Annotated in this window: 15 protein-coding genes; 10 read left to right on the forward strand and 5 right to left on the reverse strand. The window is 62.2% G+C overall.

The window, feature by feature from the left end; genetic code table 11:
- The first annotated feature begins 90 nt into the window (after positions 1–90).
- Positions 91–876, forward strand: a complete 786-nt coding sequence (locus tag BM438_RS36295) for an IclR family transcriptional regulator (protein WP_093644697.1) — start codon at positions 91–93, stop codon at positions 874–876.
- A gap of 45 nt (positions 877–921) precedes the next feature.
- Here the strand turns inward: BM438_RS36295 and BM438_RS36300 are convergent, their stop codons facing one another.
- Complete coding sequence (locus tag BM438_RS36300) at positions 922–1,755, reverse strand: EAL domain-containing protein (RefSeq protein WP_093644739.1); 834 nt, start codon at positions 1,753–1,755, stop codon at positions 922–924.
- 353 nt (positions 1,756–2,108) lie between these two features.
- Here BM438_RS36300 and BM438_RS36305 point away from each other — a divergent pair, with 353 nt between their 5' ends.
- The 3 genes from BM438_RS36305 to fahA are packed head-to-tail and all read left to right on the forward strand — an operon-like array spanning position 2,109 to position 6,192.
- Positions 2,109–3,473, forward strand: a complete 1,365-nt coding sequence (locus BM438_RS36305; protein WP_093644699.1) for an MFS transporter — start codon at positions 2,109–2,111, stop codon at positions 3,471–3,473.
- A 47-nt stretch (positions 3,474–3,520) separates the two neighbouring features.
- Complete coding sequence (hmgA, locus tag BM438_RS36310; RefSeq protein ID WP_093644701.1) at positions 3,521–4,867, forward strand: homogentisate 1,2-dioxygenase; 1,347 nt, start codon at positions 3,521–3,523, stop codon at positions 4,865–4,867.
- Positions 4,864–6,192, forward strand: coding sequence for a fumarylacetoacetase (gene fahA / locus BM438_RS36315; protein WP_093644703.1), 1,329 nt, complete (start codon positions 4,864–4,866; stop codon positions 6,190–6,192). The genes hmgA and fahA overlap by 4 nt, the downstream gene beginning before the upstream one ends.
- 132 nt (positions 6,193–6,324) lie before the next feature.
- On the opposite strand, the gene BM438_RS36320 is transcribed toward fahA, so the two are convergent.
- From BM438_RS36320 to BM438_RS36330, 3 genes are all read right to left on the reverse strand, one after another.
- Entirely contained in the window at positions 6,325–7,485 is a 1,161-nt protein-coding gene (locus tag BM438_RS36320) for an MFS transporter (protein WP_093644705.1), read from the reverse strand.
- A 175-nt stretch (positions 7,486–7,660) separates the two neighbouring features.
- Entirely contained in the window at positions 7,661–8,827 is a 1,167-nt protein-coding gene (locus BM438_RS36325; RefSeq protein WP_093644707.1) for an MFS transporter, read from the reverse strand.
- 225 nt (positions 8,828–9,052) lie between these two features.
- On the reverse strand, positions 9,053–9,877 hold the full coding sequence (locus BM438_RS36330) for a crotonase/enoyl-CoA hydratase family protein (RefSeq protein WP_093644709.1): 825 nt from the start codon (positions 9,875–9,877) through the stop codon (positions 9,053–9,055).
- 89 nt (positions 9,878–9,966) lie between these two features.
- Between BM438_RS36330 and BM438_RS36335 the strand changes: the two genes are divergently transcribed.
- Positions 9,967–10,614: a plasmid fertility inhibition factor family protein gene (locus BM438_RS36335; RefSeq protein ID WP_093644711.1), complete on the forward strand. Its 648-nt coding sequence runs from the start codon at positions 9,967–9,969 to the stop codon at positions 10,612–10,614.
- 89 nt (positions 10,615–10,703) lie between these two features.
- Here the strand turns inward: BM438_RS36335 and BM438_RS36340 are convergent, their stop codons facing one another.
- Positions 10,704–11,702 carry a 2-hydroxyacid dehydrogenase gene (locus BM438_RS36340; protein ID WP_093644713.1) on the reverse strand — a complete coding sequence of 333 codons (999 nt, stop codon included), beginning with the start codon at positions 11,700–11,702 and terminating at the stop codon, positions 10,704–10,706.
- A 248-nt stretch (positions 11,703–11,950) separates the two neighbouring features.
- On the opposite strand from BM438_RS36340, the gene BM438_RS45740 reads away from it, so the two are divergent.
- The 5 genes from BM438_RS45740 to BM438_RS36360 all read left to right on the forward strand — a co-directional run bounded on the left by BM438_RS45740 (position 11,951) and on the right by BM438_RS36360 (position 18,929).
- Entirely contained in the window at positions 11,951–12,121 is a 171-nt protein-coding gene (locus BM438_RS45740) for a hypothetical protein (protein ID WP_167378514.1), read from the forward strand.
- A gap of 134 nt (positions 12,122–12,255) precedes the next feature.
- Positions 12,256–13,938, forward strand: coding sequence for an aspartate-alanine antiporter (aspT, locus tag BM438_RS36345; RefSeq protein WP_093644715.1), 1,683 nt, complete (start codon positions 12,256–12,258; stop codon positions 13,936–13,938).
- Between the two features lie 119 nt (positions 13,939–14,057).
- Positions 14,058–15,740: an aspartate-alanine antiporter gene (gene aspT, locus BM438_RS36350; RefSeq protein ID WP_093644717.1), complete on the forward strand. Its 1,683-nt coding sequence runs from the start codon at positions 14,058–14,060 to the stop codon at positions 15,738–15,740.
- 102 nt (positions 15,741–15,842) lie between these two features.
- Positions 15,843–17,507, forward strand: coding sequence for a bifunctional aspartate transaminase/aspartate 4-decarboxylase (locus tag BM438_RS36355; protein WP_093644719.1), 1,665 nt, complete (start codon positions 15,843–15,845; stop codon positions 17,505–17,507).
- 192 nt (positions 17,508–17,699) lie between these two features.
- Entirely contained in the window at positions 17,700–18,929 is a 1,230-nt protein-coding gene (locus BM438_RS36360; protein ID WP_093644741.1) for a pyridoxal-phosphate-dependent aminotransferase family protein, read from the forward strand.
- The last annotated feature ends 216 nt before the right edge of the window (positions 18,930–19,145 follow it).

Genomic DNA, 19,145 nt, shown 5'->3' on the forward strand with positions numbered 1-19,145 from the left:
TTTCCTGCTTGACTTGAACGTGTTCGAGCTTGACTTAAGTTCCGCTATGCGAAACAATGTTTTGCAAACCACGCCCGAGTGTATCACCACATGACGCCCATATCCACTCTCTCCGAACCGCTCGACGAGCGCAAATTTGTCGTCGCCCTTGCTCGCGGGCTGGATTTGCTGCGCGCGTTCAAGCCGGGCGAAACCATGCTCGGCAATCGCGATTTCGTCGAACGCACGGGCTTGCCGAAGGCGACCGTCAACCGTCTGGCCTACACGCTGACCGTGCTCGGCTATCTGCGGCTCGACGAAACACTTGGCAAATATGCGCTGGACGCCGGCGTGCTCTCGCTCGGTTTCGCGCTGCTCTCGGGCACCGATACGCTCGAACTCGCGCGTCCGCACATGCGCACTTTCGCGCGCGAAGTGGGCGCGGCGGTGTCGCTTGGATGCCGTGACGGCCTCGACATGATTTATCTCGAGACGATCCGCAGTGAAACCGCGCTGACGCTTGGACTCGCCTCGGGCTCGAAACTGTCGATGCTGACCAGTTCGATGGGGCGCGCGTATCTGGCGGTGCAGCCATTGGACGTGCGCGCCGCCTTGCTGGTCGAGCTCAAGAAATTAGCGGGCAAAGAGGGCGCTGCGTTGCTGGCCGATGCCGAAAAGGAAATCGAAGCCTTCGCCCAGGAGCGCTGCTGCTATTCGTTCCGCGCGTGGCATGACGACGTGAACGCGGTCGCGGTGCCGTTTCGCGAGCCGCGCGAAGGCCGCTGGCTGGTGCTCAGTTGCAGCGGGCCGGCGTCGTCGATGGGAGAGGAGGTGTTCCGGGAAAGCGTCGCGCCGCGGCTGAAGGCATTGGCGCGGCGATTAGGCGATACCGGCTGAAGCACCGGGCCGCGCTGCGCCGCGCAGCGTCAGCACAAGAAATACTCACACCGCCCGATCGTGATAATGGGCCGTGAATAACGGCCCTTGCACGAAGCGCACGTCGTACTGCTGCAGCGCGAGGAACTGCGGCTCATCCATCACCCGATTGAAGATCAGCGGAACCCGCAGCCGGCTCGCATAGCCGACCAGCGGCTTCACCATCGCGTCGCGCAATGCGACCGCCGCATCCATCTTGATGAAGTCGAGCCGCGCCGTTTCCGATACCGACAGAATCTGCCCCGCGTTCGAAAGATTTCCCGCCACCTTGAAGCCATAGCGCTGATAGCTCGTGGTCAGATAGCCGAGGAATGTCTTATGTGCGACCGCGGACGCCGGCAACTCGATTACCACACGCGACGGGTTCAGTCCGAACGACAGCAGCACGCTCGAAAAATGCCGTCCATGGTCGTACTTGACGCTCTTGAGCAGGCGCTCGTGCACGCGCAGAAATAGCAAGCCGTGCCGTTGCGCGCCGAAGAAATTGATGGCGTGCAGCGCGCGTGACATGCGGTCGAGGGCGACTAGTTCCTGATCGTCTGCAATACGGTCGAAGGGATCGAAGGCATCGAAGGGCGCGCCGTCGAGGCGCTGCGTGACGGCCTGGAACCCGAGCTCATCGCCGAAACGATCCACGCCCTCGGCGCCCGACGACAACGACTGCGCCAACGCATGCACGCTGATATCGAAGATCGGCTCATAGGCACTGGCGAGCTCGAAGCCGTCGAACTGCGCCAGCGCGACATCGCTATGCACGCCGGTCCCCATCACCAGATGTTCACCGAGAAATGGGTGATCGGCGGCGCGTGCAATCAGGTTGGGGATGGTCGGCGGAATCATGTAGGCGAATGGATGGCGATAGGTGCGCACTCGGCGCTCGGCAACGCGACTCGGTTGCCGCATCCATTGATGGTAGCAGTCCGCGCCGCGCGCACTTGAACAAAATGCTCATAACGTTATCGGCCGAACGCTTGTCGGCACAGGCCGCCGCGGATTTCGCGGCGAGTTTCCAGGGTATACGTTAATTTCACTATACGTAATTCGTTTTACTATACGTAAATTGCAGCGCGGCTGCGATGGCGGGCGTGTTTGTGTCTCCTTTGCGGGAAAGGGCGTGGTCCCTGACCGCGGACCGACCGGGCGCGCGCCGCGACCAAACCCAAACAATCCAGTCAGGACGAGGAGACGACCCAATGAGCGCCAAACCGGCCGTGGCCGCCGCCAATGTGATCGAAGTCGAGCGCGTGCTCGGCGAAACGCATCACCCGGCATTCCAGTTGATGCTGCTCGCGCTATGCGGGCTATGCCTCGTGATCGACGGCTTCGACGCGCAAGCGATGGGCTACGTCGCGCCGAGCGTGATCGGTGAATGGCATGTCTCGAAGGCGGCGCTCGGGCCCGTGTTCAGCGCCAGTCTGTTCGGCATGTTGCTGGGTGCGTTGGGCTTGTCGGTGCTGGCTGACCGCATTGGCCGGCGCCCGGTATTGATTGGCGCGACGTTTTTCTTCGCGCTATCGATGCTGGCCACGCCCTTCGTTGAGACGATCCCCGCATTGATCACGCTGCGCTTCATCACGGGCCTCGGACTCGGCTGCATCATGCCGAATGCGATGGCGCTGGTCGGCGAATTCTCGACCCCCGCGCATCGCGTCAAGCGCATGATGCTGGTGTCGTGCGGCTTCACGCTGGGCGCGGCTTTGGGTGGTTTCATCAGCGCCGGGCTGATCCCAGCGTACGGCTGGCGCGCGGTGTTCTGGGTGGGCGGCGCCGTGCCTTTGCTGCTCGCGTTCGCGATGCTGGCCGCATTGCCGGAGTCGCTGCAGTTTCTGGTCCTCAAAGGGCGCAGCGATCGCGCGTTGCGCTGGCTCGCGAAGTTCAATCCGGCGCTACCGATTGACGCGAATACACGTATCGTTGTGCGTGAAAAGGGCAACGGCGGCGCGCCCGTCGCCGAACTGTTCCGCGCGGGTCGTGGCCCGGTCACGCTGATTTTGTGGGCGATCAGCTTCATGAACCTGATCGATCTTTACTTCCTGTCGAACTGGCTGCCCACCGTGATGCGCGATGCCGGTTACTCGCCGAGCACGGCGGTGATCGTCGGCACGGTATTGCAGACGGGCGGCGTGGTGGGCACCTTGTTGCTCGGCTGGTTCATTGAGCGCTTTGGTTTTGTGCGTGTGCTGTTCGTGTGTTTCGCGGGCGCGGCGCTGGCGGTCGGCACCATCGGAACGGTCGCGCATGCGCTGCCGTGGCTGTTGCTTGTCGTATTCGCGGGCGGCTTCTGCGTGGTCGGCGGACAGCCGGCGGTCAACGCGCTGGCCGGTCATTTTTATCCGACCACGTTGCGTTCCACAGGGATCGGCTGGAGCCTCGGCATCGGCCGCATTGGCTCGGTGATCGGGCCGCTGGTCGGTGGACAACTGATCGCGCTGAACTGGTCGAATGAATCGTTGTTTCATGCGGCTGCGGTACCGGTGCTGTGCTCCGCGTTGCTGGTGATCGCGCTGGCCGCTGCCACGCGGCAACGCGGCAGCCCGTCAGAGCCCCAGACGGCCTGAGACAGACAGCGCACGTCGACAGATCAAGTATCAACGGAGAACCTTGTATGGATACCTCAACCCGCACGCCGAATACCGCCAGCTCGCGACTCGAAATCGAGCCGGGCTATCAGTCGGGATTCGCGAACGAATTCGCTACGGAGGCTTTGCCGGGCGCGCTGCCCGAAGGCCGCAACTCGCCGCAACGCGCGGCCTATGGCCTGTACGCCGAGCAACTGTCGGGCACCGCGTTCACCGCGCCGCGCGGACATAACCGCCGTTCATGGCTGTACCGGATTCGTCCGGCAGCGGTTCACCAGTTGTTCACGCTGCTGTCCTCGGACCGGCTCGTCGCCAACTTCGCCGAGGTGCCGCCAACGCCGCCTAACCAGTTGCGCTGGGACGCATTGCCGATGCCCACCGAGCCGACCGATTTCGTCGATGGCTGGATAACGATGGCGGGCAACGGCGCAGCCGAAGCGATGAACGGCTGCGCGATCCACCTGTATGCAGCGAACCGCTCGATGAAGGATCGTTTCTTCTACAACGCCGACGGCGAATTGCTGATCGTGCCGCAGGAAGGCCGCCTGCACATCGCTACCGAAATGGGCCGACTCGATGTCGAGCCATTCGAAATCGTGGTGATTCCGCGCGGCGTGCGCTTTGCGGTGAGCCTGCCGGACGGTACCGCGCGTGGTTATATCTGCGAGAACTTCGGCGCGTTGCTGCGTTTGCCGGACCTCGGCCCGATCGGCTCGAACGGCCTAGCCAATCCGCGCGATTTCCTCACGCCGCATGCTGCTTACGAAGACCGCGAAGGCGACTTCGAACTCGTCGCCAAGATGAACGGCAACCTGTGGCGCGCGGATATCGGTCATTCGCCGCTCGACGTGGTGGCGTGGCACGGCAACTACGCGCCGTACAAATACGATCTGCGCCGCTTCAACACGATCGGCTCGATCAGCTTCGACCATCCGGACCCGTCGATCTTCCTCGTGCTGCAATCGCAGAGCGATACGCCGGGCGTCGACACGATCGACTTCGTGATCTTCCCGCCGCGCTGGCTCGCGGCCGAAGATACGTTCCGGCCGCCCTGGTTCCATCGCAACGTCGCGAGCGAATTCATGGGCCTCGTGCATGGCGTGTACGACGCGAAGGCGGAGGGCTTCGTGCCGGGCGGCGCGAGTCTGCATAACTGCATGTCGGGTCATGGTCCGGACGCGGACACCTTCGAGAAAGCGTCGCATGGTGACACGTCCACGCCGAAGAAAGTCGGCGACACGATGGCCTTCATGTTCGAAACGCGCACGCTGATCAAGCCGACCCGTTTCGCGCTCGAAACCGCGCAACTGCAGGCGCATTACTACGAGTGCTGGCAAGGTCTCAAGAAACACTTCAACCCGGAGCAACGATGAACGCATTGAGCGATCTTCAGGCGACGCTCGATCCGTCGCGTAAGAGCTGGGTCGAGTCGGCAAACGATTCGACTAACGATTTTTCGATCCAGAATCTGCCGTTCGGTATTTTCAGCGATAAGAACAACGACGCGCGCCGCGTGGGAGTCGCGATTGGCGATGAGATCGTCGATCTGAGCGTTCTCAAGTCCGCCGGCTTGCTCAAGCTTCCGCTCGCCTCTGCCGATCAATTCATTGCAACGAAAGACCGGGCGTTCGAGCAGGACACACTCAACGATTTCATCTCGCTTGGCCGCGATGCATGGCGCAGTGTGCGCATCCAGTTGAGCGATCTGCTGGCGCGTGACAACGCGACTTTGCGCGACGACTCCGCCTTGCGTGCGAAAGCACTGGTGCGTCAGTCCGATGCGCAACTGCATCTGCCAGTGCAGATTCCGGGTTACACGGATTTCTATTCGTCGAAAGAGCACGCGACGAATGTCGGCTCGATGTTCCGCGACCCGAAGAATGCGCTGTTGCCGAACTGGTCCGAAATGCCGATCGGCTACAACGGACGCGCGTCATCGGTGGTCGTGAGCGGCACGCCCGTGCGGCGTCCCAACGGCCAGTTAAAACTGCCGGACCAGGAACGTCCGGTATTCAGCGCATGCCGCAAGCTGGATATCGAATTGGAGACGGGTTTCGTGATCGGCAGCGGTAACGTGCTGGGCGAGCCGATCGCCTGTGCCGATGCCGAAGCGCACATCTTCGGCATGGTGTTGCTGAACGACTGGAGCGCGCGCGACATTCAGCAATGGGAATACGTGCCGCTTGGCCCGTTCAACGCGAAGACATTCGCAACCACGATCTCGCCGTGGATCGTGACGCTCGACGCACTCGAACCCTTCCGTGTCGAGCAGCCGGTGCAGGAACCGCAGCCGCTGGCGTACTTGCGCCACGAGGGCAAGCACGCGTTCGACATCTCGCTGGAAGTGACACTGCGGCCGCAGACGGCAAAGCAGCCCACCACGATCTCGCGGACCAACTTCAAGCACATGTACTGGACGATGGCGCAACAGCTCGCGCATCACACGGTATCGGGCTGCAACACGCGGATCGGCGATCTGATGGGTTCGGGCACGATCAGCGGCCCGACCGCCGACTCATGCGGCAGCCTCCTCGAGTCCACCTGGAACGGCAAGAATCCGTTGGAGTTGAAGGAAGGCGGCACACGAGGGTTTATCGAAGACGGCGACGAACTGACGCTCGCCGGATGGTGCCAGGGCGATGGGTATCGTGTGGGCTTCGGCACGTGTGCTGGCGAGATTCTGCCGGCGCGGAAGTAGAGCAGAGGTAGCGCGGAAATCACGCAGAAGGAAGCGCTATGCAAAACGGGGAAGCCATTGTGACTTCCCCGTTTTGTATCCGCAGGCGAGCATGGTTCGACGGTTCAACTCAACAACACCGCAACAACACCCTCAGCCAATCGCCCGCGCTGGCGCACGCCGCTTTTCCCACCAAACCGCAGCAAGAAACGCAAGCGCAGCAACCAGCAGCACACCGACCATCGCGTCGTTACCAACCCCCTTCATCAACGCGCCGGCCACCAGCGGCCCACCGAAACTGGCTGCGCTCCACGACGCCCCCACCACCGAACTTGCCGACACCAGCGCGACACCACGGAACCGCTCGCCGCACGCGACCAGCGACAGCGTATAGATCGCCCCAGCCGTCGCGCCGAGCACATAGAGCAAGGGCCAGCACAGCCACGGCGAATGGATCGCCCAGGGCAGCAACGGCAGCAACACAACGACGATCACGCCGCAGCCGATATGCACGCGTTCGCGGCCGAGCCGGTCGGCGAGCCAGCCGATCGGAAATTGCATTGTCGTGTCGCCGAGCAGCAGCGCCGACGCGAACAGCACGGCCACTTCGCTCGTGATGCCGTGCGACATCGCGAAGAGCGGCAGCAGCGACAGCGCGATCGTATCGAACAACGCGAAAAACCCCGTGCCGATCACGAGCGCCGGCATCTGCGGCAACACATGGCGCCAACTGCCGTGCGCGGCGTGTTCATCCTTCGACGCCTGCGGCGTCTTGCGGATGCTGGCTAGCGCGGGCAAAGCCAGCAGGAAGATCGCGCCGCAAATCAGGAAGCGCCCGTGCGTGAAGTCGGCGATCTGGCTCACCAGCACCGGACCCGACATCTGGAATAGCGTGAAGTTGGTCGCATAGATCGCGATGACCCGGCCGCGGGTGGCGTCGTCGGCGAGCTGGTTGACCCATGCTTCGCTGATCGTGAAGAGCAGCATCAGCGCCGCGCCGCAGAGTACGCGCAACGCGGCCCATAGCCACAGGTTCGAGGTGAATTGCATCAGCGCGGTGGCGGCCCCAACCGTCAGCACCGCGCCGACGATCACCTGGCGGCCGCCGCAGCGCGCCGCGATCCAGGCGGCCACCGGCACGACGAGCAGGCCGCCGCCCGCTTGCGCGGCGGTGAGTAGACCGACCACGTCGGTGCCATAGCCGGCTTGCGTCAGCGCGAGGGCTGTGAGGGGAAGTGTGGCGCCGCTGCCGAGTCCGACGACGGCAACACTAAGGATCAATGCGAGGAAATCGCGAGTGAAGATGACTTTCATCGGGCCAGATGCTACTACGGCCACGAGTCATTCGCACCTGGGTGCGGATTGCATGAACGCGGTCGAGGGCCGCGTTCGCTTGCTATCGAGGTGATGCCCGCCGCTCGCCGGCGGCGGCGATACGAAACCTGTCCTGGCTGAAGCCGTCCGCGCAGTCTGCGCGCGCGTGCCTCGGTTATCCGGCCACGGCCATCCGTTGCGCGCGCCGGTCGATCGATACCGACCACAGCGTCAGCGCCAGCGCACCGATCGAGGTCGCCACGCCGACCCACGGCAACGTGGTAAGCGGCGCGCCTGCGCCGATCGTCATGCCACCGAGCCACGCTCCCGTTGCATTGCCGAGGTTGAACGCGCCTTGATTCAGCGTCGACGCCAGATTCGGCGCATGGCTCGCGCGGTCGACGATCAGCATTTGCAGCGGCGGCACGATCGCGAAGGCCAGAATGCCCCACACGAAGATCGTGATCATGGCCGGAATCTCGGCGTGCATCGTGCCGGCGAAGATAGTCAGGATGACGACGATCGCCAGCAGAAATGCGACCAGCGAGGGCATCAGCCGCCAGTCCGCGAGCTTGCCGCCGAGCGTGCTGCCCACCGTCAAGCCGAGGCCGAATAGCAGCAACACGAAGGTGACCGCGTGCGGCGTGAAGCCGGTCACGTCTTCGAGAATCGGCGTGATGTAGGTGAAGGTGGAAAACAGGCTGGCCGACGCGAGCACGCTGATGCCGAGCACCATCAGCACTTGCGGGTTCTTCAGCACGTTGAATTCATGGATCAGGCTCGCCTTCTGCATCTCGATCTTCGCCGGCAGGCACACGGCGAGCGCGCCCGCAGCGAGAATGCCGATGCCGGTCACGGCCCAGAAGGTCGCGCGCCAGCCCACCGCCTGGCCGAGCGCGGTGCCGAGCGGCACGCCAAGCACGTTGGCGAGCGTCAAGCCGGTGAACATCAGTGCGATGGCCTGCGCGCGACGATTTGGCGCAACCAGACCGGCCGCGACCACTGAACCGATGCCGAAGAACGCGCCATGGCAAAACGCCGTGACGATGCGCGCGGCCATCAGCACCGCGTAGCCCGGCGCGACCGCGCACAGCAGATTACCGACGATGAAGACGCCGATCAGGCTCATCAACGCCTTCTTGCGCGGCATGTTGGCCACGGCGATCGCAACGATCGGCGCGCCGATGGTGACGCCGAGCGCATAAGCCGACACCAGCATGCCGGCTGCCGGGATCGACACAGACAGATCGCGTGCGACATCGGGCAGCAGCCCCATGATCACGAATTCGGTGGTACCGATTCCAAAAGCGGCAACGGCAAGGGCGAGCAGGGGCAAAGGCATGGTGACGGAGCGTGAATCAGCACGACGGGAAGCGTCGTGCGGCAGGCGCGCATTTTTCGGGGCGAGAACGCATGCGCCATGCGAGGGGAAAACAGTAGGGGATTCTACCTAAGTCAAAACACGCTTGCTGAGCGTCAAGCAGGCTGTTGTTTTTTGCTGAAAGCGCGCCTTGGAGCGTGCATTGGCCATGCACGCGACTGCACATCGCCGTGGAATGGTGCTGTTTTATGGCGTGCTTTCGTCTGACTTGAAAGTGTTGCCGTGACGGCCTGCGCCTTTGGCAAAACGCGCGGCCCCTGTAACGCCTTCGTCGAATACTGCCTGATAGCCGCCGGCGCCTTCGCGTTGCAGGGCGAGAGCGAGATCCTCGAGCGTGCTGTTTTCCAATGCGGAGCGGCGGTCCGCCAGCAGCGCCGCTTGCGGAAAGGCCGCGAGTTCAGCGGCCAACTGTTCTGCCGCGGCGCGTGCCTCGCCCTTCTGCACGACGCGGTTGGCGAGACCGATGCTGAGCGCTTCCTGCGCATTCACCGCGCGGCCGGTCAGGATCAGGTCGAGTGCTCGCGACAGTCCGATGAGACGCGGCAAGCGGATCGTGCCGCCATCGATTAGCGGAATTCCGACACGTCGACAGAACACGCCGAGCACAGCGTCTTCTTCGACCACGCGCAGATCGCACATCGCTGCCAGTTCAAGACCACCCGCGACTGCATAGCCGGCAATCGCGGCAATCACCGGCTTGCTGAAGCTCATCCGCGTCGGTCCCATTGGACCGGGACCGCTTCCGTCGGCGTGCAGTTCATTGCGGCGGGCCTCGTCCGCGAGCGCGGTGAGATCCGCGCCGGCGCAGAAGGTGCCGCCCGCGCCGAACAGCACGGCCGCGCGCCATGCCGGCTCCGCTTCGAAGCGGAGGAAGGCGGCACTGAGCGCTTCGGCAGTAGGACGGTCGACGGCATTGCGCCGCGCCGGCCGTGAGAGCACGATAGTGGCGACGCCGGTGTCCTCATTGGCTTCGATGCACACATGTTCATTTAGATTTTGCGTGGTTATCATCGTAGTGTCCGTAAAGGTTCGCATCCGGCTGCTCATGCCGGAGGTTCATGTGCTGCGCTCATGCAGTGCGACTAATACCGTTGGTTGTCATGCATCTTTCACAATCGGCTCGTAGCGTTAGCGCTCTTTTAACGCGCTGGCGTTTTTTTGCCAGCTTATCGAGCCTGCTTTTGCCCTTGTCCAATTCATCGCCCGAAACCGCGCCGGCCAGTGCCGAGATGGTCTGGAACGTCCCTCTGCATGAACATGAACATCCATGGTACGACCATGTGCGCCTGAAACGCGTCTTTGTGACGGACGGCACGCGCCATCAGGTGGTCATGGTCGACGCGCGTAAGTTGCTGGAATGCGCGGATCGCGACAACACCGATTACGTGTTGAAGCCGGTCGCCGAATGGCATTCGGGCAAGGTGCGTGGCATTCGCGAGTTTCTCGATCCGGAGAATCCGCGCATTCCGCAGATGCCGTATGTGACGATCTCGACGCGTCGCGCGCCGGGTCTGCTGGGCTGGTTCGGTCTTGAGCGCGAGGGCGTGGTGGCGTTTCGCAACGGACAGCATCGCGCGCGCTATCTGGCCGATGCGGGCGCGCGCTGGTTTCCGGTAGAAGTGCACGAACGCGAGGCGGCCTTGCTGCGCGAGATATGCGGCGCAGCGGACGACGCCCGCACGGTAATCCGCCCGACCACGGTGGATGGCGCCTCGGACGCGGTGGCCGGCGACAGCCCGCTCCGATAAAGCAGATGCGAGGCCGGTGTAGGGGTTCGAGTCCCCTCCCTTGCACAATCAACGGTGGTGTGGGTAGCGGGTAGCGGGCGGAGGTCTGGCTAGCCGCGCGCTTGCACGACGTTGCGCGGCGTGCCGGCCTGCCATGCCGCGACGTTCTCGAGCGTGGTCTGCGCGATCTCGTTCATCGCCTCGCGCGTGAAGAATGCCTGGTGCGCGGTGACGATCACGTTCGGGAACATCAAGAGACGCGCCAGCACGTCGTCCTGCAACGGCAGGTTCGAGTGGTCCTCGAAAAAGAGGCCGCCTTCTTCCTCGTACACGTCGAGCCCGAGATGGCCGAGCTGGCCATCTTTCAACGCGCCGATCAGCGCATTGCTTTCGACAAGTCCGCCGCGCCCCGTGTTGATCAGCATCGCGCCACGCTTCATCTTCGCGAGCGCGGGTCCGTCGATCAGATGGTATGTGCCCGGCACCAGCGGACAATGCAGGCTGACAACGTCGCTTTCAGCGAGCAGGGTGTCGAGCGGCACGTAGCGCGCGCCGAGCGCGAGTAGATCGTCGGCCGGCGTGCCGGGGTCATGAGCGAGCACCTGCATGCCGAAGCCCGCCATGATGCGGCCGAACACGCGGCCAATCATGCCGGTGCCGATCACCCCCACGGTCTTGCCATGCAGGTCGAAGCCGAGCAGCCCATGCAGCGAGAAATCGCCTTCACGGGTGCGCGCGACCGCGCGCGGCAAGCGCCGGTTCAGCGCCAGAATCAGACCGACCGCATGTTCGGCGACCGCATGCGGCGAGTAGGCCGGCACCCGCGCAACCGTTATGCCGAGACGTTCGGCCGCGGCCAGGTCGACGTGATTGAAGCCCGCTGAGCGCAGCGCGATCATGCGCGTGCCGCCGGCGTGGAGACGTTCCAGTACGGCAGCGTCGACGTTGTCGTTGACGAACGGGCAGACTACTTCATAGCCCTGCGCGAGGATCGCGGTCTCGACATCGAGGTGCGATTCCTGGAAGTGCAGTTCATAGCGATGCGTACCGTTGGCCTCGCCGAACGTGTCGCTGTCGTATTGGCGGCTGCTGAACAGGATCATGCGCATGAGTGGCTCCGAAGGATGAGTGCCGGCGCGGCGAATGCCAATTTACGACGCGGCATGCAGGCAAGTCAGTATATCGGCACTTAATGGCAATGACCTCCGCTTACGATGAACGGTTCGAAATCCATTCCGATCTTTACTAAAGATCATCTTTTGCGAAGCGAAAACGGTCGCAATTGAAAATCATATTGACAGCGATGCCGAACTACAATATTTATTAAAAAAGCAGTCCCAAAAAAGCATGTTCAATCATGCCAAGAGAGAACCGGCCGCCAGCAGAGCATGCCCTTTTCAAGGCGTCGGGCAAACTTCGCGAGGAAAGTGTGACTGTCGAACTTGCTGAAAAGTATTTCACTATCGCTATCGTCGCTGCATTGCGGCATACCTTCTTTGGCGCCGAGAGCGTCATGTCATTGCCATAAACTTTCCATTCGATGGAATGCGGTCATGCTGGATGAGTAATTTCTGAGTCGGGGTGACTCGGATCGAATTCATTTCAAATTCCAGAAAGAATTTTTCATCTTTCTGCTAATAAACCGTAAATCGGCGAGCCAACATGATCGGTGAATTGCTGAGATCTCAACCGGAGATCGCGCTGTTCGCAAGCCTTGCAATCGGATATTTCATTGGTTCGTTTCGCGTGGGGCCAATTCAGCTGGGTGGCGTCTGCGGCACCTTGATCGTGGCGTTGCTGCTGGGGCAGACGGGCGCGCGGCTGGCCCCCGATCTGAAGAACATCGCCTTTGCGCTGTTCATCTTTGCGCTGGGTTTCACCGGCGGACCGCAGTTCTTTGCCAACATTGGCCGGGGCTGGCGCTATGGCTTGCTGTCAGTGGTCGAGATCGTCTCGGTGCTGGTGCTGATCATGATCGCGGTCCTCGTGATGCGGCTCGACGCCGGTACGGCAGCCGGATTGCTGGCAGGTGCCGCGACGGAGTCGGCCGTGATCGGCACGGCTTCGGAGGCGATTGCCAAGCTCGGCTTCAGCGATGCTGAGACGCTGCGCCTGCAGGCCAACATCGTGACCGCGTACAGCGTGAGCTACCTGTTCGGCCTGATCACCATCGTCCTGTTCACGAGTCAGTTTGCGCCCCTGCTGCTGCGCATCAATCTGCGCGAAGAAGCCGAGCGCGTGTGGCACAAGCTCGGCGGCGACGGCGCCTTCGGCGAGGGGCAGCGGGCCGCGGCCCCGGCGCTCGTGGGCCGCGCGTTCCGGGTCGGCACGGCGGCTGGCGCGACGATCCAGGCGCTCGAACAGAAGCACGGCTTCAACCTGACCATCGAGCAGGTTCGGCGCAACGGTGCGGACGTGCCGGTCGAGCCGCAACTGACCTTGGCCACCGGCGACCTGATTCTCGTGGGCGGGCGGCGCGAAGCGATGGTGGCCGCGGCTGCCAGCCTCGGCGAAGAAGTGGCGGATGCCGGCTTCGGCCAGATCATTGCGGAGAAGCTCGACATCGTGCTGACGCGCAGCGACGCGCACGGTCTGACGGTCGCGCAGTTGCGTGAACGGGCAAAACCGGAGGACGGGCGCGGCATCTACATCGCGGCCGTCACGCGGCTTGAAACCACGGTGCCCGCGCTACCCGGCACCGAGCTCAATCGCGGCGATGTGCTGACGCTGGTGGGCGCGAAAGCCGACGTCGAGCGTGGCGCGCGGAATCTGGGCTACGTGCTCACCCCAACCCAGAAAACCGACTTCGTCTATCTCGGCCTGGGCGTGTTGCTTGGCATGGCGATTGGCCATCTCGGCGGCCGCATCGGCGGTGTGTCGATCGCGCTTGGTACGGGCGGCGGCTGCCTGCTCTCAGGATTGCTATTCGGCTGGATCCGTTCGCGCCATCCGTTAGTCGGCTCGCTGCCTTCGGCCGCCGCGCAAATTCTTAAGGACTTCGGTCTTGCCACTTTCATTGCCGCCGTCGGTCTTTCGGCGGGGCCCGATGCCATCAAGCTGGTGCGCGAATACGGCTTGGCGCTACCCGTCGCCGGCATTCTGATGGTGCTCGTGCCCGGTCTGCTGTCGCTCTGGATCGGCCGCGCGTTTCTCAAGCTCGAAGCGCCCATGCTGCTCGGCGCCATCGCCGGTCAGCAATGCAGCACGCCGGCGATCAGCGCGCTGGTCGGCGTAACCGGCAATTCGACGCCCGTGATCGGCTACACGATCACCTATGCACTCTCGAACATTCTGCTGCCGTTGATGGGGCCGGTCGTGGTCGGCCTTGCCGGGAAGTTCGGCTAGGCGGGGCAGATGGGCTGCGCGCAGCGTGGCGCGCAGTCGACCGCATGCGGATGCCGTGAGGTTCGTATGCACATGCAGCACCCAGTACTCAGTACCGCAAACTATCCAGCGAGGGCATGATGGACTGGCTACATCACATTTTTCAGAAATCACCCGAGATTGCGCTGTTTCTGTCACTTGCAGCCGGCTATTTCATCGGGCAAATCAACTTCGGCAAATTCCAGTTAGGCGGCGTAGGCGGTTCATTGCTCGCTGCAGTTCTGATCAGTCAGGCGGGCGTGACGATCGACAACGGCGTGAAATCGGTGATGTTCGCCGTGTTCATTTATGCGGTCGGCTACGACTCCGGGCCGGGCTTCTTCAACTCGCTGAACCGCAAGACACTGCGTGAGATCGCGATGGCGATCTTTCTCGCCGTCACCGCACTGATCACCGTGGTGATCTGCGCGAAGCTGTTCCATCTGAACAAGGGTCTCGCAGCCGGACTCGCGGGCGGCGCGTTGACGCAGTCGGCGATCATCGGCACGGCCGGCGACGCCATCGCGCGTCTCGGTCTGCCCGCCGATCAGGTCAAGTCGCTGCAGTCCGACGTGGCGATTGCCTATGCGGTGACCTACGTGTTCGGCTCGCTCGGCGCCATCATTGTCTGCGTGAACATCCTGCCTAAGTTCATGGGGCAGAGTCTGCGCGACGCCTCGATCGAAGCCGAGCGCGAACTGTCTGCGGGCTCGTCCTCACTCGGCGCTGGGCAAATTCGTGCGTTGCCCGAACTGGTAGGGCGCGCGTACAAGATCGATGTCAGCGCCGGGAAAACGGTCAAGGCCGTCGAGACCCTGCATCAGGACATGTTGACGATCGAGCGGATCAAGCGTGAAGGTAAGAACCTCGAGCCGACGCCCGATCTGACCTTGCAACTCAACGACGAAGTGCTGGTGGTGGGCCGCCGGGAGGCGGTGGTCGCATTCGGCGCGAACGGCAACGAGATCGCCAGCGTCGACGACATTGGCGTCGTGATGCAGACACGCGATGGCGTGTTCACACGCAAGGGCATGAACCACACGACGATCGCCGCTGCACGCGAAGTCGTGGATCGCGACTTGCGCCACGGCGTCTATATCCAGAGCGCCTCGCGTGCCGGTCAGCCGCTGCCGATCCTGCCCGAAACCAAGCTCGAGCACGGCGACGTGATCACCTTCTACGGTTCGCCCAAAGACACCAAGCGCGCCGTCGATGCAGCCGGCTACGAGCTGCCGTACAGCAACAAGACCGACTTCATCTATATGGGTGTTGGCATCGTGCTGGGTCTGCTGATCGGTCTGATCGTCATCGACGTGGGCGGCGTTCCGCTCACGCTCGGTTCCGGCGGCGGCTGTCTGCTGGCCGGCCTGCTGTTCGGCTGGATGCGCGGCAAGCATCCGATGTACGGCGCAATGCCGTCTGCGGCTTCGCAGTTGCTGAAGGACTTCGGCCTCGCGGCGTTCGTCGCGGTGGTCGGTTTGAATTCGGGCTTGCAGGCCGTGGTGACCGTCAAGCAGAGCGGTATGACGATCTTCCTGCTCGGCGTGGTTGTCACCGTGCTACCGCTAATACTGACGATGCTGTTCGGGCGTTACGTGCTGCGCTACAACAACGCGGCCATCCTCGCCGGCGCGCTGACAGGTTCACGCAGTGCCAACCCGGCATTCGGTGGTGTGCTCGACAAGGCGGAAAGCGCCGTGCCGACCGTGCCGTTTGCGATCACCTATGCAATTGCGAACGTCGCATTGACGTTGCTCGGACCGCTCGTGGTTGGGCTGGTTTAGCCCGGTTTAGCGTACCCATTTATCGATCTCTCTTACGCCGGCGGCAACTGAACGGTCACTCGCGACGCCGGCGTCATTCACTTGCACATTGGAGAACGCATCATGGCAAAAGAGAAAAGCGGCAAGAAACAGGGCGACATGGCTCAAGCCGGTTTTGCGGCGCTCAGCCCGTTCGAACTCAAGGACGAACTGATCAAGGCCGCGGGCGGCGGCGCAGTGGAGCGTGCTGCCAACGCATCGATGCTCAACGCCGGCCGCGGCAATCCGAACTTCCTCGCGACGATTCCGCGCCATGGTTTCTGGCAACTCGGCCTGTTTGCGATGCGCGAGTCGGAGCGTTCGTTTGCGTTCATGCCGGAAGGCGTTGGCGGTTTTCCACGACGCGAAGGGTTGACGGAGCGCTTCGATCTGTTCCTGCGTGAAAACAAAGGCGTGCCTGGCATCGACTTTCTGCGCGGCGCGGTGTCGTACGTGCGCGATCAGCTCGGGCTCTCCGCGGGCGACTTCCTCTATGAAATGTGCGAGGGTATTCTCGCGTCGAACTATCCGGTGCCGGACCGGATGCTCAAGCTATCCGAACAGATTGTCGGGCAGTATTTGCGCAAGGAGATGATCGGCAACCATCCGTTCGTCGGCGAGTTCGACGTGTTCGCGGTGGAAGGCGGCACGGCGGCGATGACGTACATCTTCAACACCATGCGCGAGAATCACCTGATCAAGCCGGGTGACACGATTGCGCTGGGCTTGCCGATTTTCACGCCGTACATCGAGATTCCGCGCCTGAACGACTATCAGCTGAACGTCGTCAATCTCGAAGCCACGGTTGAAAGCGGCTGGCAGTATTCGAAAAAGGAACTCGACAAGCTGCGCGATCCGAAGGTGAAGGCGTTCTTCCTCGTGAATCCGAGCAACCCGCCTTCGGTGAAGATCGACGACGAGAGCCTTCAATACATCGCGGACATCGTCAAGGAACGCCCCGATCTGATTCTGTTGACCGACGACGTGTACGGCACCTTTGCTGACGACTTCGTCTCGCTGTTCGCGCTCGCGCCGAAGAACACCATCCTCGTGTACTCGTACTCGAAATACTTCGGCGCGACGGGCTGGCGTCTCGGCGTGATCGCGACGCATCGCGACAACGTGCTCGACAAGCTGATCGCCGAGTTGCCGAAGGACGCGAAGAAGCAGTTGCACGAGCGTTATGAATCGATCACGACCGAACCGGACAAGCTCAAGTTCATCGATCGGCTGGTCGCTGACAGCCGCACTGTTGCGCTGAATCACACGGCGGGTTTGTCGACGCCGCAGCAGGTGCAGATGGTGCTGTTCTCGCTGTTTTCGCTGATGGACACGCCCGACGCGTACAAGAACGCGTTGAAGCGCCTGATCCGCAAGCGCAAGCAGGCGCTGTACGAAGAGGTCGGCATCTCGTTCGAAGACGACGATCCGAACCAGGTCGACTACTACACGATTCTCGACATCGAGTTCCTCGGCGAGCGTATGTTCGGGCGCGAGTTCGTCGAGTGGCTTCTGAAGAACACCGAGCCTTCGGAATTGCTGTTCCGCCTCGCGCGCGAAGCGCGCGTCGTGTTGCTGCCGGGACGCGGTTTCGGTACGCAGCATCCGTCGGGACGGGTGTCGCTGGCTAATCTGAACGAGTCGGACTATCGGCAGATTGGCCGCGCGATGCGCAAGCTGATCGAGGAGTATGTCGAGCGGTATAACGCGGCCACTGGCAAGAAGCTCGATAAGTCCAAGGTGAAGTGAACGTGAATTGAGGCTTTAATTCACGGTTGATTCGTGCCTGGCCGCGCTCGAACTCGGCTTCGAGCGCGGTGTGGCATGGACAAAAAACTTGCGCAATTGCGCGGATCAGTGAATGATCGGACAAGCGGCCCCGCCAGTGTCATTGCTGGCGGGGCCGCTTGTCCCTTGCACTTTGACATTCACGTACCGATCATGCCGACTTCATCCACCTCTGCCGCACCGGTTTCCTACGCTGTGCCTTGTCCGGTTGTCGAATCGCTCGACGCCATTCTTCCCGAAGAGCCGTTGCTGATGATGGGCGCCGGCCCCGTGCCGATTCCCGCGGCGGTGGCCAAGGCCAATACGGTGGTGATCAATCACCTGGGCAGCACAATGGTGAAGGTGATCGGCCAGGTGAAGACCATGGCGCGCTACGTGTTCCAGACGAATTCGAAGTGGGTGCTCGGAGTAGCCGGTCCGGGTTCCGCCGCGATGGAAATGGCGATCTCCAACCTCGCATGGGAAGGCACGAAAGTGCTGAGCATCAAGAACGGCTTTTTCAGCGAACGGATGGCGGAGATGGGTCGACGCGTCGGCGCGGAGGTCGCGATACTCGACGTCGAGGACGGCACGGTAGCGAGCCTCGAAACGGTGGCTGAGGCGATCCGCCGCGAGCGTCCCGAGATCGTGACGATCGTGCAGGGCGAAACGTCCAACACTGTGTGGAACCATCAATTGAAGGAGATTGCGGCGCTTGCGAAAGCAGCCGGTGCGCTGGTCATCGTCGATGCGGTGTGTACGCTGAGCACCATGCCGCTGGAGATGGATGCGTGGGGCATCGATGCGGTCATTACGGGCGGGCAGAAGGGCTTGTCGTCGATCCCGGGTGTTTCGCTGATCGCGTTTTCGGATGAGGCATGGGCACGGGTGAAGGGGCGCACGGCGCCGAATGCGCATTGGTGTCTTGACGCTTCGCTTGCGGAGAATTTCTGGCACAACGCGGGGTATCACTATACGGCGCCCGTTTCGGGCGTGCTGGCTTTGCACGAGGCGTTGCGGCTTGTGTGTGCGGAGACGCTTGAGAAGCGGTTTGCGCGGCATTTAAAGTGTTCGGTCGCGCTGCAGGCGGGGATTACTGCGTTGGGTTTGCAGTTGTATGCGCCGGCGCCTTGTCGTTTGAATTCGGTTGTTGGCATTGTTGTGCCGGAGCGATTGAGTCCTGCTGATATTTGCGGTCATATCTCGCGGCAGCATCAGGTGGAAATCTCGGGGTCGTTTGGTTTGCCGATTGTGCGGATTGGGCAGATGGGTGAGCAGTGTCGGGAACATAATCTGTTCAGGACTTTGCATGCGCTTGGGAGGACTATGGTTGATCTTGGGGTTAAGGTTGAGTTGCCGGCTGGGGTGGCGGCGTTGGAGCGTGGGTTGTCCGAAGGGAAGTGAATGGTTTTTGCCTTTTGCGGCGGCATTGTCAGTGTTCTTAGGGCTTTGGCCTTTCCTTGAATTGTTAGGGGTCTATTAGCGTTCCCCCTGTGCGGGGGGGCACCTACTTTTCTTTGCCGCCGTGTATAGACCGGGGACATGGTTGACAGACGTGCGGAGACATCGTTGACACTTTATGGTCAGCGATTGCCGCTCCTCAGGTCAAGGGTGAGGATG

Origin of the sequence: Paraburkholderia aspalathi, from assembly GCF_900116445.1 — a bacterium.
Lineage (GTDB): Bacteria > Pseudomonadota > Gammaproteobacteria > Burkholderiales > Burkholderiaceae > Paraburkholderia > Paraburkholderia aspalathi.